General features: G+C 64.9%; 14 protein-coding genes. 4 read left to right on the top strand and 10 right to left on the bottom strand.

What is annotated here, in order from left to right; genetic code table 11:
- Window position 1 precedes the first annotated feature (1 nt).
- The 6 genes from DIE22_RS07050 to DIE22_RS07075 all read right to left on the bottom strand — a co-directional run bounded on the left by DIE22_RS07050 (window position 2) and on the right by DIE22_RS07075 (window position 4931).
- Window positions 2-1282 (bottom strand): fimbrial protein, encoded by a 1281-nt coding sequence (locus DIE22_RS07050; RefSeq protein WP_124604782.1) that lies wholly within the window; start codon window positions 1280-1282, stop codon window positions 2-4.
- 45 nt (window positions 1283-1327) lie between these two features.
- Window positions 1328-2662: a type II and III secretion system protein family protein gene (locus DIE22_RS07055; RefSeq protein WP_124604783.1), complete on the bottom strand. Its 1335-nt coding sequence runs from the start codon at window positions 2660-2662 to the stop codon at window positions 1328-1330.
- A 61-nt stretch (window positions 2663-2723) separates the two neighbouring features.
- On the bottom strand, window positions 2724-3629 hold the full coding sequence (gene cpaB, locus DIE22_RS07060) for a Flp pilus assembly protein CpaB (protein ID WP_124604784.1): 906 nt from the start codon (window positions 3627-3629) through the stop codon (window positions 2724-2726).
- A gap of 88 nt (window positions 3630-3717) precedes the next feature.
- Window positions 3718-4188, bottom strand: a complete 471-nt coding sequence (locus DIE22_RS07065) for a TadE/TadG family type IV pilus assembly protein (protein ID WP_124500497.1) — start codon at window positions 4186-4188, stop codon at window positions 3718-3720.
- Window positions 4185-4685: a prepilin peptidase gene (locus DIE22_RS07070; protein ID WP_124500496.1), complete on the bottom strand. Its 501-nt coding sequence runs from the start codon at window positions 4683-4685 to the stop codon at window positions 4185-4187. Before DIE22_RS07070 ends, DIE22_RS07065 begins: the two co-directional genes overlap by 4 nt.
- 81 nt (window positions 4686-4766) lie before the next feature.
- Window positions 4767-4931: a Flp family type IVb pilin gene (locus DIE22_RS07075; protein WP_124500495.1), complete on the bottom strand. Its 165-nt coding sequence runs from the start codon at window positions 4929-4931 to the stop codon at window positions 4767-4769.
- Window positions 4932-5597: 666 nt separating this feature from the next.
- On the opposite strand from DIE22_RS07075, the gene DIE22_RS07085 reads away from it, so the two are divergent.
- From DIE22_RS07085 to DIE22_RS07100, 4 genes are all read left to right on the top strand, one after another.
- The gene (locus DIE22_RS07085; protein ID WP_124500494.1) at window positions 5598-7160 is read left to right on the top strand and encodes a collagen-like triple helix repeat-containing protein; all 1563 of its coding nucleotides are present in this window, start codon (window positions 5598-5600) and stop codon (window positions 7158-7160) included.
- Window positions 7161-7197: 37 nt separating this feature from the next.
- Window positions 7198-8547, top strand: coding sequence for a collagen-like triple helix repeat-containing protein (locus tag DIE22_RS07090; RefSeq protein WP_124604800.1), 1350 nt, complete (start codon window positions 7198-7200; stop codon window positions 8545-8547).
- Between the two features lie 144 nt (window positions 8548-8691).
- A complete protein-coding gene (locus DIE22_RS07095; RefSeq protein ID WP_124604785.1) occupies window positions 8692-10377 on the top strand; it encodes a ShlB/FhaC/HecB family hemolysin secretion/activation protein in 1686 nt (561 codons plus the stop codon).
- A 164-nt stretch (window positions 10378-10541) separates the two neighbouring features.
- Window positions 10542-11003 carry a DUF2147 domain-containing protein gene (locus tag DIE22_RS07100; RefSeq protein WP_124500492.1) on the top strand — a complete coding sequence of 154 codons (462 nt, stop codon included), beginning with the start codon at window positions 10542-10544 and terminating at the stop codon, window positions 11001-11003.
- A 90-nt stretch (window positions 11004-11093) separates the two neighbouring features.
- Here the strand turns inward: DIE22_RS07100 and DIE22_RS07105 are convergent, their stop codons facing one another.
- From DIE22_RS07105 to odhB, 4 genes are all read right to left on the bottom strand, one after another.
- Window positions 11094-11504 (bottom strand): transposase, encoded by a 411-nt coding sequence (locus tag DIE22_RS07105; protein ID WP_185640566.1) that lies wholly within the window; start codon window positions 11502-11504, stop codon window positions 11094-11096.
- Between the two features lie 144 nt (window positions 11505-11648).
- Window positions 11649-12746, bottom strand: a complete 1098-nt coding sequence (zapE, locus tag DIE22_RS07110) for a cell division protein ZapE (protein WP_124500490.1) — start codon at window positions 12744-12746, stop codon at window positions 11649-11651.
- Between the two features lie 98 nt (window positions 12747-12844).
- Window positions 12845-14275 carry a dihydrolipoyl dehydrogenase gene (lpdA, locus tag DIE22_RS07115; protein ID WP_124500489.1) on the bottom strand — a complete coding sequence of 477 codons (1431 nt, stop codon included), beginning with the start codon at window positions 14273-14275 and terminating at the stop codon, window positions 12845-12847.
- An 81-nt stretch (window positions 14276-14356) separates the two neighbouring features.
- Complete coding sequence (odhB, locus tag DIE22_RS07120; RefSeq protein ID WP_124500488.1) at window positions 14357-15634, bottom strand: 2-oxoglutarate dehydrogenase complex dihydrolipoyllysine-residue succinyltransferase; 1278 nt, start codon at window positions 15632-15634, stop codon at window positions 14357-14359.
- Window positions 15635-15643: the final 9 nt, after the last annotated feature.

The raw sequence follows: 15643 nt of genomic DNA on the forward strand, positions 1-15643 counted from the left end.
CTTACGAACGCTTGGACGAAGGTTGAATGAAACGCTTGAGCACGGACAGGCCCGAAGCGGCGCCCTTTCCGGCCGTCACCGTGCCTGTCAGCCGCTCCGCGAGCGGCTCGAGCGCACGCACATACGGATCGCGCTCGGCCATGTCGACGATGAGTCGCCCCTGGTTCGCCGCCTGCCCGATCGACACGCGCCGAGCAGGCAACGTCGTCAGCAGCGCGATGCCGAGCCGGTCCGCGATCTGGGCCGGCGTCAGACTCAGCGCCGTGTCGTACTGGTTGACGACGAGACGCATCTTGCCGAGGTTGATTCCCGCGTCGCGCAATCCTTCGAGCAGCTCGACTGCGGAGACGATCGACGCGACGCCTTGGTCGCAGACGAGCCACGCCTCGTCGGCAACCGCCGTGATCTGCGCGACGAACTCCAGGTTCGTAAAACCACCCAGATCGACGATTTGCTGATCGAAGAATGCGCGCAACCGGTTCAGCAGGCCAACGCATGCCGCATACGACACATCGCGCAAATCGGCGAGGTTCGGCGGCAGCGTCGTCAACGCGACGCCGCTCGCGTGCCGCGCGAGGGCCGTGTTGACGAACGTCCGGTCGATGCGGCGCAGGTTGCGGACGGCCTCGACAAAGTGGAATTCGCAGCGTGTGTTGAGAAACAGCGCGCTATCGCCCGCCGGCAGGCCGAGGTCGACGAGCGCCGTTTGCCGGGCTTGCGGCGTGGCAACACCGAACGCGGGCGCGTCGCCTGCGACGCTGGCGGCCGCCCCGCGCTTGTGCAGCCATACGGACAGGTTCGATGCGAGCGTACTCACGCCCATCCCGGCGCGCGCGCCGAGCAGCGCGACGAGCTTGCCGTGGCGATTGGCCGGTTCCGCGCCGGCGTGCTCGAGCAGCCCGCGCGTGATACGCAATGCGTCTTCCGCACTGCCTGAAACATCGATGAAATCGCGCACGCCGGCCCGCAGCGCAGCGAGTGCGCTTTCCGGCTCCGCCAGCGTACCGAGTGCGACGACCGGCAGGCTCGGGTGCGCGAGACGCACCGCTGCTGCGGCAGCACTCGCTTCGGCCTGCGCTCGGGAAAAATCGATGAAGACGATCGCAGGATTGAGCCCCATGATGCGCTGGGCCAGCGCGCCAGGCTCCAGCGCCACCGCCTCCACCGTACCGGCCGGGACGAGCGTGTCTCCCAGCCAGCGGAGATGCTCGTCCTGGCGCGAGGCGCACACAAAGTAGTCGGTCACGGCGGGCTCAGCCAATGAAAGGGTTCTCGCGTTCATGTTGAATACCCCTGAATCCATATCGCGCGACGCCGCGCCGTGCGGTCATTTCGAAAATCCCGGCGCGGCATCGGGCGACGCGATACCACCAAGATACGAGCGCCATACGGGCCCGTCGCGCTGCTCGGACAACTCGCCCGGCGTCGCCGGCAGCGGCGCGCCCTTCGCGATCGGCGCAACCAGATGCGGCGTCACGATGATCACCAGTTCCTTGTCGTTCTGCTGGTAATTCAACGACTTGAAGAACGCACCGATGATCGGCAGATCGCCCAGGACCGGCACCTTGTTGATGTTCGACATCGTTTCGCGGTCGATCAGGCCGCCGATCACGAAGCTCTCGCCGTCGCCCAGCTCGACCGTCGTATCCGCGCGCCGCGTCGTGATGGCGGGCACCGACACGCTGTTGATCGTCACGCCATGCTGAAAGTCGAGCTGGCTCGATTCGGGCGCGACCTTCAGCGCAATCCGGCGCTGGCTCAGCACGGTCGGCGTCAGCGTCAGACCGACGCCGTACTGCTTCCAGTCGATCGCTGTCGAACCCAGTGCCTGCGGCACCGGTACCGGGATTTCACCGCCGGCGAGAAAACTCGCGCTCTGCCCCGACAGCGCGACCAGCGTCGGCTGCGCAAGCACACGGGCCAGATTGTTCGCTTCGAGGATCGAAATATTGCCGAAGATGCCGCGGCCGGCGGAATTCACGACGAGGTTGAACGCCGACGCGATCGGAATGCCGCCCGTCGCCAGGAAGCCCGCCGTCGCCCCGCCCGTCACGGACTGAAGGCCACCCGGCGAAAATGCGCCGAACGCGAACCCGTTGCTCTGCTTGAAGAAGTTCAGCCCCGCTTCCTTCAGCACCGAGCGGCTGAACTCGACGACGCGCACGTCGACCTGCACGACGCTCCGGTTACCGACCGTCGATGCATCTATCACTGCGCCGTCCTTGCCGCCCATCCGCTTGCCGACCGCCACGGCGCGTTCATGCGCATCGAGCGACGCCGCGGAACCCGACAGGACCGCGGCTCCGCCGTATGCCTTCACCTTCGGCCCCGAACCATCCAGTACCGCTTGAGCGGCCCCATCGACGACATTGACGTTCCATACCGTCGGCTCGTCGCGGCCGCGTTCCCACAACAACACGTTTGTCGAACCCGGTGCCTTCGCAACCAGCAGCACCGACCCGGCACGGCTCCCCTTCATGACCAGGACGTCGACGACGGCGGGATCGCCGACCGCAATCCGTTGCAGCGTGCGGCCTGCAGCGATCTGTCGTTGCGAGCCGACCGCAAGGTCGATCGACGCGTTTGTACCGGCCGCCTCCGTCAGGACGGCAAAGGTCATGGCCCAAATGGCAATCGCGTATGCAATCAATTTGTTTGTCATTGTGTCGGAGGCCGTCGCGCGGCCTTCTCTCTTAGCTGCTGTCGATGATCGTATGTTGATGTCAATAGGCGACCGTTTCGGCACGCCCGCCACGAATGACTTCGATGCTGCTGCCGCTCCCCCTGGCCATGACAGGTGCGCGCGGCGCAACCGGTGCGCGAGGCGTACCGCGCACACGAGCGCCCGACAGATCGTCGAGCCATACGCCGCTCGCGGCCAGCGCCGACGGCGTCGTATTCCCGACCGTCGTACGAACCGCGACCGTCTGTGCAGCGATTTCGGTGTCGCGCGGATTGCGCAGCGCGAGCGTCAGACGGCCGCTTGCTTCGGCAAGCGTGAGCGCATCGACCTGCGCAGTCGGCACCGCAAGCACCGCGGTCCGTACCGCGCCGCTCGGTCCGCCACCGCCGTCCCGATCGGACGTCGCGTCGCCAAACGACAGCACACGGACCTTCGACAACAGCAGGCGCGCCTGCGTACCGGGAATCTCCGAGTTCGCCTGCGCGCCGCCGGAGTTGTCGCGCCGCAGATTCAGGAACACATCGACGAAGTTGCCGGGCCGCAACCGGTTGCCGACCGCGTTGGTTTCGTCGACCTTGACGGCCACGGCGCGCTCGCCGAGCGTCACCTGGTCGGCCAGCCCGGAAGTCAATCCGCCTTCGAGCACCGGTGCTGCGGCAACAATGTCGTTCGCCGGCACGCGGCCGACGAGCGCCGTCGGATCGCTAAAGCCGCCCGCCGGCAGCATGGGAACCTGCGCGAGCTTCAATGCATCGGCGGGGATCGGCTGGCCGGCCGGCAGCAGGCGCGCCGCCACGACGATCGGCACCGACTGTGTCGCTGCAGTCGGCGTTGCCACGACCGGCGGACGGGCCGGCGCGCGACCGAGCGTCCACGCGTAGATCCCGAGCAGAACGGCGATTGCGATCAGCAGCCCGGCGATGATCTTCGTCAAGTTGTTGGCCATGGTGAATGTCGGTGCCGTAGATTGATGTAGTTATGTTCGAGCATGGGCACCGCTGCATGCGTGTGCCCCGCGGGGCGTGCTGTCCGGCTCATAGAATGGTTGCCGGATTGATCTGGACGGTGGCCGTGCCGGTCAGCTGCGTCGGCGTAACGAGACCCAGCAACGGCAAAGATGGAACCAGCGGATGCGCCTGGTACGGATAGGTCACCGTGACCGTCACGCAATACATCGTCGCGTCGTAGCTGCATGTTCCGGATACCGGTGTCGGGATCTGGACATTGGTCAGCCATGAAGTGAGGCCGGCAGCCGTCGCTTTTGCCGCACTCGCCCGGTCTGCCAGCGCCTGCGTACCCGAACCGTTGGCCTCGTACACATAGTTCAGCGCAGAACGCGCCCCCTCGGTCGCAGCGAGCGTCAGGCCCTGCTGAACCGCGAAGATCAGTCCGAACGTGATGATCGCGTAAAGGATCAGGAAAAACAGCGGGAATACCAGCGCGAACTCGACGGCAGTCGCTCCTCGCTCACGCAAACGCGCGCCCGGTCGATACTGCCGTTTCATCGCCCGCTCCAGGTAACGACCAGATAGGCCAGCCAAATTGCCGCAGGAATGACGAGACATGCCGCGTACGGTGTCGAGCGCCGCCCGCCGAGTGCCATTGCGGGCGCCCCGCGCACCCACAACGCACTGAGCGGCGTATGAGTGAGCAACATCAGCCCAAGTACGTGTAATCCGGCGGCAAGGCTGGCAATCACCCACAGCCAGAGCAATATCGGTAAGCCGCACCACGCGCCGAGAACCGCGAATACCTTGACGTCGGCCGCGCCCATGACGCGCATCGCAAAAAGCGGAAAGAAAACGACCAAGCCGGTCAGCATGCCGATCAATGCCTGCCCGGTTGAAATGCCAAACGGATTTGCGTTTATCAGTGAACTGACGAGTGCAGCAGCGCCTCCGCAGATGACAAGCGAGTTCCGAACAAGCCGAAATCGAATATCACCGGCAGCAACGAGCGCGGCCCAGGCAAAAAAAATGCTGGTGCTGATGAGATGTGCCATATCGCGATCGACTGCGCATGCCCACGTAACGGCGAGCGAGCCGCAACCGCGGCTCGCTCACCCCCCAACGAACTGCAAGGGTCAGGGCAGCGAACTGGCAATCGTGGCGAACAAAGCCGAGATCTTCGTGCCGATGGTCGTCACGCTGGTAATGATCAAGGCAGCAATCAGACCCGCAATCAACCCATACTCGATCGCGGTAACCCCGTCTTCTTCCTTGAGGAAGCGCTTGATAAGTGCTTTCATTTTTTAATTCCTCGTGCCTGTATGTACGTTTTTGGCCTTTTATACGTTGTACATCCCCGCATATATGGCCCTTGCCCCGTGTCGTTCGTTACACCTGTTAACGACAACCGGATGCGCTTTCTTTATATGTCACCCCGAGGGGCATGTGTCACGATTTGATGCAAGTTAACATTCGCGATAGTGCCCCTCCTCGAACGTCGTGTACCGAACTGTACATTTCCTTACACCTGCCCCGGATTCTATATCCGATCCCATTTAACTTCCAACCTCTTTCAAGACCGGATCGAAAAAACTTTCCGGAAGCACAGCGTATTTGTACGGGGTTTCGGTACGACTTACACATAGGACTAACGATAGGTTAGATGTGCACACCTAATCCACCAGTAAAACAATCAGACCGCCTGCAGGGGCCTGCCTCGCCCCCACGTTACGCCACGCGCGTAACGCCAATGATGAGACGTTACGTTACGAAACGGCCGAAACCGTTCTCATTCGACCGTTTTTAAACAATTTCAACAATCTTTCAATTACCACAAACTCCTTTTCCGACAAGGAATTGTCTCGTTTAAAACCAATCGTCGAGCCGTCGGCCATCGAAATGGCACGACAGTTGCAGAGTAATCCCCGCATCACTCAACACAACATCAGTTTCAATGCGAGGACGAAATGGACATTCAGGTTATCCCTCATGGCACGCTCCGGACGACTATGATCGCGGCCACCGTGGCAGCCATGCTTTCCCTCTCCGCGTGCGGCGGCTCCGGTTCCATCAGCAAGGGGCTCAGCGGCGGCTCCGGCTCCGGTGGCAGCGACTCGATCTCCACGTCGGGCGGCGGCACCTCGGGCGGCACGTCCGGCTCGACGAGCGGCAGCACGTCGGGTAGCACCAGCGGCTCGACCAGCGGCAGCACGAGCGGTTCGACGAGCGGCAGCACCAGCGGAACGAGCAGCGGCACGAGCGGCACCTCCGGTGTGTCGTCGAACGCGGTGGGAACTGTCCTCGCAAGCAGCAGCAATCTCATCAATGATGTCGGCGGCACGGTGTCGGGTCTCGGCTCCATGATCGCCGGCCAGTCGCTGCCCGGCGTCAACCCGGCTACGACGCAAGCGGCAGGCGGCATCGTGCAGAACGTCGGCGGCGCAGTCACGGCGCTCGGCAATGGCCTCGGCAACGGCCTCGGCCAGCTCGGTGCGACGACAGATCCGGTCGGCGTCACGGTCGCCAGCACGGGCGGCGTCGTGAACCAGCTCGGCGGCGCAGTCACGCAAACCGGTAACCTCGTCACGAGCCTCGGCAGCGGTCCGCTGTCGCCGCTCGCCCCCGTCACCGGCGCCGTCGGCGGCCTCGTCACGCAGGTCGGCAACGCAGTAGCGAACGGCGGCACCACGCTGTCCAACGTGCTGTCGACCGGCCCGATCCAGCAGGTCACGCAGACGGTCAGCTCGGCGATCACGCCGATCACGACGATGGTCGGTCAGACGACGCAGACGATCGGGACGGCCACCGGCCTCGGCGCCCCGGTTAACACGCTGCTCGGCACGATCGGCAACGGCCTGAACCAGGGCGGCGCGCTGATCGCATCGACGGGCGGCAACCCCGTCACGACCGGCCTCGGCAACACCGTCTCGTCGACCGGCAATACCGTGAAGGCTGTCGGCGGCCTGCTTACCGGCAGCACCGGCGGCGTGACCAATCCGCTCGCGCCGCTCACGGGCCTCCTCACGACCGTTGGCGGCCTGGGCGGCGCAACCGGCGGCACCAGCGGCGGCCCGCTCGCCCCGGTCACGGGCCTCGTTTCCACGGTCACCGGCGCGCTCGGCGGCGCTGCAGGCGGCACGAGCGGCGGCCCACTGGCTCCGGTCACCGGCCTCGTCTCGACCGTCACCGGCGCACTCGGTGGCGCAACGGGCGGCACGAGCGGCAGTCCGCTCGCCCCCGTCACCAGCCTGGTCTCCACCGTGACCGGCGCACTCGGCGGCGCTGCAGGCGGCAGCGGCGGCCCGCTCGCCCCGGTCACGGGCCTCGTCTCCGCGGTCACCGGCGCACTCGGCAGCGCAACGAGCGGTAGCAACCCCATTGCCGCTCCGGTCCCCGCAGTCACCAGCACGGCCGGCGCACCGACACTGAGCGGCGGCACGGGTGCCGTCACGGGCTCCGGCTCGGGCACGAACCTGCTCGCGCCTGTCACGTCGCTGCTCGGCGGCCTGCTCGGCGGCACGCACAAGTAACCCGACATCCATTCATCGACAAGACAGCGAGGAGTCCATCATGTCCCAGCGTTCCATCACGACGATCGCCCTGCGCCAATGGCGAGTGCCCCTTACCGTTTTCGCGACGGCCTGCCTGCTCGCCGCGTGCGGCGGCAACAGCGTCAGCACGCCGCCCACCAGCAGCAACAACGGCAGCTCCAGCGGTACGAGCGGCAGCAGCGGCACGAGCGGCACCAGTGGCACGACGACCGGCACCAAGGGCGCCGTCAGCACGCTCGGCCAGACCGCGACCGACCTCGGCGGCACGATCGGCAACGTCACCGTGCCGGGTCTCGGCGACGGTGTGACGAAGGGTGTCGGCAGCACCGTCTCGAGCACCGGCACGATCATCGACGCAGCCGCCGATGCCGTGAGCAACGGCCTGGGACAGATCGGCACAACGAAGGATCCGGTCGGCACGACGGTCGCCGGGCTCGGGAATGTCGTCGGTGCGACGAGCAACACCGTGTCCGGACTGAGCTCGACGGTCAAGGCGCTCGGCACGGGTCCGCTCGCGCCGCTCGCCCCTGTCACGACACCGGTCGGCACCGTGCTCGACACCGTCGCCAACGGCCTGACGGCCGCCGGCACGACGATCGGCTCGACGCTGTCGTCGGGTGCCGTGCAGCAAGTGACGCAACCGCTCAGCTCGGCCATCACGCCGCTGGTGATCACCGCGGGCCAGGTCACGCAACAGGTCGGCACGACCACGGGCCTCGGACAACCGGTGTCGGGTCTGCTCGGCCAGATCGGCGGTGCAATCAGCTCGGCGGGCAAGCAGGTCGCCGGCACGTCGAACCAGCCGCTCGTCGGCGATGTCGGTCAGCTCGTCACCTCGGTCGGCAACACCGTGACCAACGCGGGCGGCCTCGTGAACCCGAACGGCCCGAACGGCGCAGCACCGATCCCCGGCCTGCTCACGAGCCTCGTCGGCGGCTCGTCGACTACCGTCCAGAACGGCGCGTCGTCGGGGTCCAACTCGACGAACCCGCTCGGCGGCCTGCTGTCCGGCCTCGGCTCGACGCCGCTCGGTTCGCTCACGGGCGCGGTCGGCGGCGCAACGGGCAGCTCGGGCAGCAATCCGCTCGCGCCGGTCACGGGCCTCGTGTCGACGGTGACGGGCACGCTCGGCGGTGCAACGGGCGGCGCAGGCGGTGCAAACGCTCTCGCGCCTGTCACCGGTTTGCTGAATACTGTCACCGGAGCAGTTGGCGGTGCAGCGGGATCCGGGGCTTCGTCGAATCCGCTCGCGCCGGTCACGTCGCTCGTCGGCGGCGTGACGGGTTCGGCATCGTCGGGCAGTTCGACGGGCCTCCTGGCGCCGGTCACGGGGTTGCTCGGCACGCTGGGTAGCGTCGGCAAGTAAGGAGGACAGTCGCGCCTTTGCAGCCGGAGCAGGAGGCGCGGCCATACAAACACAATCGGCAATGCGGCACGCGGCGCGCGACACCCTGGTGTCGCGCGCCCGCATTAGAAAGAAGACAAAAAGCAAGGCCTACGAGGAAGAACAATGAAATCCAGACTCGACAGATGGATGATGCTGCTCGCCATCGCGGCAGCAGGCACGGCACATGCACAGACGCGCGCGGCAGGTAACCCGCTCGACTCCCTCCCCCAGATCAACGCGCCGAAGAAAGGTCCGAGCGTCACCGTGCAGGTTGCGCCGCAGGCACCGCAACTGCAGGAGCTGCTGTCGCGGCACCTGACGCCGACGACGTTCCAGGTCGAAGGCGTGAAGTCGGTGCCGTTCGACGAAATCTCGCGGCGCTTCACGCCCCTCGTCGGCAAGGACATCACGATCGGCGAACTGATCGAAACCGCCAACGGCGTGACCAAGCTGTACCAGGATCGCGGCTATGCGCTGTCGTTCGCGTTCATTCCCGCGCAGACGTTCGAGAACGGCGTCGTGCGCGTCACGGTCGTCGAAGGCTACGTGTCGGACGTCAAGGTCACGGGCAAGCCCGGCGCGATGGAATCGAAGATTCGCGCGATCGCCGCGCACATTACGGCCGATCGCCCGCTGCGCCGCGCGACGTTCGAACGCTACGTGAACACCTTCGGCCTCCTGCCCGGCCTCACGGTCAAGGCCAACGTGCCGCCGCCTCAGACGACCGATGGAGCGACAACGCTCGAACTGGCCGTCGACCGCAAGGCATTCAACGTCAGCACCGGCATCGATTTCAATCACCCGGGCGTCCAGGGGCTCATCACTGCAACGGAGAACGGCCTCACGTCGTTCGGCGAGCAATTGAGCATTTCCGCGTTGGTGCCGCCCGGACGCGACAAGCAGACCTACGTCGCGTTCAGCGGCGCAGTGCCGGTCGGCAGCAGCGGCCTTGTCACGCGCCTCGATGCCAGCACGTACCGCGGCAAGCCGACCGACAACCCGGGCCTGCCGTCGACCGTCGAGCGTACGGTCAAGAACGAGAAACTCGGTCTTTCGGCGTCCTATCCGTTGCTGCTGAACAACCAGCGCAGCCTGCTCGGTACCGTGTCGGGCTATGCGTCGCACAACGAAGACCGCTACCAGAACAAGATCACCGGCAACAGCATCGACACGCGCTCGCAGGTCCGCGTGCTGCAAATGCAGCTTGACTACACGAGCGTATCGGCCAAGCAGGTACAGAAACTCAGCGTCAACGTCGCGAGGGGCTTCAACATTCTCGGCGCGTCGAAGTCGCAGGACATCACGATCGGCTCGAACACGACGTCGGTGGACAGCCCGATTTCACTGACGTTCGTGCGCACCGGCGCGACCTTCACGCAGACCAACGAATGGCCGTTCAAGATTGGCACGTCGGTCTCGCTGACCGGCCAGTACAGCCCCGATTCACTGCCGACGTCGGAACAGATCTCGTTCGGTTCGACGCGCTATGCGCTCGGCTACCAGCCCGGCGAAACGTCGGGCGACTCGGGCTGGGGGATGTCGCTGGAGGTCAACCGCGGCTTCACGCCGGGCTGGAGGTACATGAAGTCGGTCACGCCGTACATCGCGTACGACATGGCGCGCGTATACCTGCACACGGGCACGCCATCGCCGAGCCGCCTGTCGTCGGTCGGTATCGGCGTGCGGTTGACGGACAGCCGCTACTACAGTCTCGACCTGAATATCGCGAAGCCGGTCGGCGATGCACCGGTTGAAAGCGCATCGCGCAGCCCGCGCGTGAATGCCGCGTTCTCGTATCAGCTCAACTGATCGGTCACCACAGCCCGCGTCTCGCGGGCTGTTTCGATTAGAGTCCCCTCTATCAAACGCAGCGCGCGGTTTCACGTATTCTGGCAAAGCTCGCAACATGCCACCGCCCCATGCAGACGGTCGTGCGGGCAAATCGAATACGACACGAAACAAGGAGGAAGACAATGATTCAACTGACCCGCCCATTGCGCGCACTGGCCATCGCAAGTGCACTGCTCGCTTGCGCCGCCCCCACCTTTGCCCAGGCCGACAACCCCGTCGGCATGTGGCAGACGATCGACGACAACACTCATGCACCGAAGGCACTCGTGCAGATCGCCGACGACGGTGAGGGTTCGCTGTCGGGCAAGGTCGTCAAGGGACTCGGCGCCAACGACACGCCCGATCGTCGCTGCACCGCGTGCACGGACGAGCGCAAGGATCAGCTCATCAAAGGCATGACGATCATCAAGGCGATGAAGAAGGACGGCGACCACTGGGACGGCGGCAACATTCTCGACCCGGAAAACGGCAAGGTCTACAAGTGCAAGATGTCGCTGGAAGACGGCGGCCAGAAGCTCGTCGTGCGCGGCTACATCGGCGTATCGCTGCTCGGCCGATCGCAGACCTGGGTTCGCGCACAGTAACGCGACGCGCGACGCAATGAAAAATCGGCCTGCGACGAGGTCGTCAGGCCGATTTTGTTTGGGTGTGGGCGTGAATGAAATTGAACGACATCACGCTGCGTGCTTCAGCGTATTCGACGCATAGCTGCCCGGTGCACGGTACACCGGCGCTGCCGCACTCCGCCCCTCCGCCGCCTTCGACTGCGCGTGCTTGCGCATCCGCGAGGACAGTTCGTTGCACAGATTCACGCCTGCGTCGCCATACAGTTCGCGCATCACCTGCATCAATGTGCCGGTCTCGTGCCAGACCTTGAAGCGGCGATGGCATGTCTGGTACGAAGGGTAACGACGCGGCATCGCGGACCAGGTCGCGCCGCTATAGATGACCCAGAGTACGCCGTTCAGGACGGCGCGCGTGTTGGCCAACGGTCGGCCGCGCAACTCGGTGCGCGGCTGCATTTCGGGCAGCAGCGGCACGACGCAGTGCCACTCGTGGTCGGTCAGATCGCGATACGGTGTCATGGACATCTCCAGCCTTAGGAACCATGACACAACGATATCGGCTGGCCTCAACGATGAATATAAGACAAGTCCGAAAATACCCGAAGATCGCGAGAATTTGACTGGATTTGACGTTTGAAGCCAGTCACTTGTCGCAAGCCTCGATCAGGTCAGCGAAGTATCGACGATGCGGCGCGGTGTTTCGAGGTACTCCTTCGACTGCATCTCGACGATCCGCGAAACCGTGCGCGCGAACTCGTTCGCCATCGGCCCTTCGACGTACAGTTGCTCCGCAGGCACCGCCGCGGACATCAGCAGCTTGACCTTGTGGTCGTACAGCACGTCGATGAGCCAGGTGAAGCGCCGCGCCTCGGACGCCATGCGCGGCGACATCTGCGGCACTTCCGACAGCACGATCGCGTGGAAACGGCTGGCCAGCTCGAGATAGTCGTTCTGCGAGCGCGGGCCGCCGCACAGCGTCGCGAAATCGAACCAGACAACCCCGTCGGCCTTGCGCAGCGCCTTCAGCTCGCGCTTCTCGATATGCAGGATCGGGCTTTCGTCCGGCACCGCGGCGAGCTTCGCGAACGCATGACGCAGTTCGCGATCCGCGTCCGCGCCGAGCGGCGTGTGATACATCTGCACCTGCGCGAGCGTGCGCTGGCGATAGTCGACGCCCGCGTCGACGTTCAGCACGTCGAGCTTTTGCTTGATCAGCGCGATCGCCGGCAGCATGCGGTCGCGATGCAGGCCATCGGGATACAGATCGTCGGGATCGTAGTTGGACGTCATCACGAACTGCACGCCGTTGTTGAACAGGCGATCGAGCAGCCGGTACAGAATCATCGCGTCCGCGATGTCCGACACGTGGAATTCGTCGAAGCAGATCAGCCGGTAGCGCTTCGCGATGCGTCGAGCGAGCTCGTCGAGCGGATCGGCCTGCCCTTTCAATTCCTCGAGTTCGCGGTGCACTTCACGCATGAATTCGTGGAAGTGCAGGCGCGTCTTGCGCTGCACGGGCACCACCGCGTAGAAGCTGTCCATCAGGAAGCTCTTGCCGCGGCCGACGCCACCCCACATGTAGACGCCGCGCGGCAGGTCCGGATGATTGATGAGCTTCTTGAACGCGTTCGAGCGGCGCGCCTTGTAGTCGACCCATTCGTCGAAGCAGTGCTGCAGGCGATCGACGGCCGCGCGCTGGGCGGGATCGGACTGATAGCCGCGCGTGGTCAATTCGCGCGTGTAGTATTCGGTGACGTTCATCAGGCAAACCGGAAAAAACGAAGGCGAGCGGGAAACCCCGCCCGCCTTCGTCATGAGACGGCTGCGCCGGCCGACGGCCGGCCGACGCTATACCGCGCTCAGCTGTTCAGCGAGCGCTTGTCGACGGCGAGCGCCGCTTCGCGCATCACTTCCGACATCGACGGGTGCGGATGGCAGATGCGGGCGATGTCTTCCGACGCCGCCTTGAACTCCATCGCCACCACGGCTTCCGCGATCAGGTCCGACGCGTTCGCGGCAATCACGTGCACGCCGAGCAGCTCGTCGGTCTTCGCGTCCGCGATCATCTTCACGAAGCCATCCGGCGCGTTCATGCCGAGCGCACGGCCGTTGATCGAGAACGGGAACTTGCCCGACTTGATCTCGCGGCCTTCCGCTTTCAGCTGCTGCTCCGTCTTGCCGACCCATGCGATTTCCGGGTACGTGTAGATCACCCACGGAACGCAGTTGTAGTCGATGTGCGGCTTCTGGCCGTCTATCACTTCCGCGACCAGCACGCCTTCGTCTTCCGCCTTGTGCGCGAGCATCGGGCCGCGCACCACGTCGCCGATCGCGTAGACGTTCGGCACGGCCGTGCGGCAGTGGTCGTCGACGTCGATGAAGCCGCGCTCGTTCGCCTTCAGGCCGATTGCCTCGAGGCCGAGGTTGTCGGTGTTCGGCACGCGGCCGACCGACACGATCAGGCGGTCGGCGTCGAGCGTCTGCGCGTTGCCGTCCTTGTCCGTGTAAGCGATCGACACGCCATTCGCGGTCGTCTTCACGTCGCCGATCTTCACGCCGAGATGGATGTCGAGGCCCTGCTTCTTGAACAGCTTGGCCGCTTCCTTCGCGAGCGCTTCGTCGGCTGCGCCGAGGAACGCCGGCAGCGCTTCGAGCACCGTCACTTCGGCACCCAGGCGACGCCACACCGAGCCGAGCTCGAGGCCGATCACGCCTGCGCCGATCACGGCGAGCTTCTTCGGCACCGAGTCGAACGTCAGCGCACCTTCGTTGTCCGACACGATCTTGTTGTCGACCGGGACGTTCGGCAGGTGACGCGCCTTCGAGCCCGTCGCGATGATCACGTTCTTCGCGGTGACGACTTCGGTGTCACCCTCGCCGCTCACTTCGATCTGCACGCCGGCGTCGGTCTTGCCGGCGAACTTGCCATGGCCCTTCAGCCAGGTGATCTTGTTCTTCTTGAACAGGAACTCGATCCCGCTCGTCATCTTCTCGACGATCGCATCCTTGCGGCCGAGCATCTTCGCGACGTCGATCTTCACGCCGTCGACCGTGATGCCGTGGTCGGCCAGGTGATGCGACGTGTTCTCGAACTCTTCCGACGAGGCGAGCAGCGCCTTCGACGGAATGCAACCGACGTTCAGGCAGGTGCCGCCGAGCTTCAGCGCGCCGGCCGGGTTCTTCCACTTCTCGATACAGGCAACGGTCTTGCCGAGCTGCGCGGCGCGAATCGCGGCGATGTAGCCACCGGGGCCGGCGCCGATCACGACGACGTCAAATTCCTTGGACATGACAATCCTTTCTACTTGTACGCCCGCACGCCCGCGCGCGTGCGCGAGCGTGCGGGGCGGGTCAATGCAGTGAGACTCGGCTTACAGGTCGAGCAGCAGGCGTGCCGGATCTTCCAGCGCATCCTTCATCGCGACGAGCGACAGCACGGCTTCGCGGCCGTCGATGATCCGGTGGTCGTACGACAGTGCCAGGTAGTTGATCGGACGGATCACGATCTGGCCGTTTTCGACAACCGGGCGCTCCTTCGTCGCGTGCACGCCGAGGATGGCCGATTGCGGCGGGTTGATGATTGGGGTCGACAGCATCGAGCCGAACACGCCGCCGTTCGAGATCGAGAACGTACCGCCCGTCATTTCCTCGATCGACAGCTTGCCGTCCTTCGCCTTCTGGCCGAATTCGGCGATCTTCTTCTCGATCTCGGCGAGGCTCAGCTGGTCCGCATTGCGCAGGATCGGCACGACCAGGCCACGCGGCGAACCGACCGCGATACCGATGTCGAAGTAGCCGTGATAGACGATGTCGTTACCGTCGATCGACGCGTTCACCAGCGGGAACTTCTTCAGCGCGTGCACGGCCGCCTTCACGAAGAACGACATGAAGCCGAGCTTCACGCCATGTTCCTTCTCGAACTTGTCCTTGTACTTCGCGCGCAGGTCCATGACCGGCTGCATGTTGACTTCGTTGAACGTCGTCAGGATCGCGTTGGTCTGCTGCGACTCGAGCAGACGCTCGGCGATACGCGCACGCAGACGCGACATCGGCACGCGCTGTTCCGGACGGTCGTTCAGCCAGGTCGTGGCCGACGCCGGCACCTTCACGTCCGGCAGCGACGGCTTCGCAGCGGCGGTCTTCGCCGGTGCGGCGGCCGGAGCAGCCTTCGGTGCGCTGCCCGCTGCCAGCGCGTCGCCCTTCGTGACACGGCCGTCGCGGCCCGAACCTGCGACGTCGCCTGCCGACAGGCCCTTCTCGGCCAGCAGCTTCGATGCGGCCGGCGATGCGGCAGCCGAGCTCGACGCAACTGCGGCAGCCGGCTGTGCTGCCGGTGCGGCTGCAGCAGGCGCTGCCGCCGGCTTCACTTCGGCGGCGCCTGCCGCTGCTTCGGCAGCACCTGCCTTCGCTTCGGTGTCGATCGTCGCGATGATCTGGTCGGCGACCACGGTGTCACCATCGTTCTGCAGCACTTGCGCGAGCACGCCCGCGGCCGGTGCCGGCACTTCGAGCACGACCTTGTCGGTCTCGAGTTCGATCAGGATTTCGTCCTGCGCGACTGCTTCGCCCGGCTTCTTCTTCCACTGCAGCATGGTGGCTTCCGAAACCGACTCCGAAAGCTGGGGGACTTTGACTTCTACGATAGCCATGTGATTTTC

It is taken from the genome of Burkholderia sp. Bp9142 (assembly GCF_003853415.1).
In the GTDB taxonomy this organism is placed as follows: domain Bacteria; phylum Pseudomonadota; class Gammaproteobacteria; order Burkholderiales; family Burkholderiaceae; genus Burkholderia.

Bases quoted from the DNA above. Each gene is read 5' to 3' on its own strand.
- DIE22_RS07050 (WP_124604782.1), bottom strand. From the start codon at position 1,282: ATGAACGCGAGAACCCTTTCATTGGCTGAGCCCGCCGTGACCGACTAC.
- DIE22_RS07055 (WP_124604783.1), bottom strand. From the start codon at position 2,662: ATGACAAACAAATTGATTGCATACGCGATTGCCATTTGGGCCATGACC.
- cpaB (WP_124604784.1), bottom strand. From the start codon at position 3,629: ATGGCCAACAACTTGACGAAGATCATCGCCGGGCTGCTGATCGCAATC.
- DIE22_RS07065 (WP_124500497.1), bottom strand. From the start codon at position 4,188: ATGAAACGGCAGTATCGACCGGGCGCGCGTTTGCGTGAGCGAGGAGCG.
- DIE22_RS07070 (WP_124500496.1), bottom strand. From the start codon at position 4,685: ATGGCACATCTCATCAGCACCAGCATTTTTTTTGCCTGGGCCGCGCTC.
- DIE22_RS07075 (WP_124500495.1), bottom strand. From the start codon at position 4,931: ATGAAAGCACTTATCAAGCGCTTCCTCAAGGAAGAAGACGGGGTTACC.
- DIE22_RS07085 (WP_124500494.1), top strand. From the start codon at position 5,598: ATGGACATTCAGGTTATCCCTCATGGCACGCTCCGGACGACTATGATC.
- DIE22_RS07095 (WP_124604785.1), top strand. From the start codon at position 8,692: ATGAAATCCAGACTCGACAGATGGATGATGCTGCTCGCCATCGCGGCA.
- DIE22_RS07100 (WP_124500492.1), top strand. From the start codon at position 10,542: ATGATTCAACTGACCCGCCCATTGCGCGCACTGGCCATCGCAAGTGCA.
- DIE22_RS07105 (WP_185640566.1), bottom strand. From the start codon at position 11,504: ATGACACCGTATCGCGATCTGACCGACCACGAGTGGCACTGCGTCGTG.
- zapE (WP_124500490.1), bottom strand. From the start codon at position 12,746: ATGAACGTCACCGAATACTACACGCGCGAATTGACCACGCGCGGCTAT.
- lpdA (WP_124500489.1), bottom strand. From the start codon at position 14,275: ATGTCCAAGGAATTTGACGTCGTCGTGATCGGCGCCGGCCCCGGTGGC.
- odhB (WP_124500488.1), bottom strand. From the start codon at position 15,634: ATGGCTATCGTAGAAGTCAAAGTCCCCCAGCTTTCGGAGTCGGTTTCG.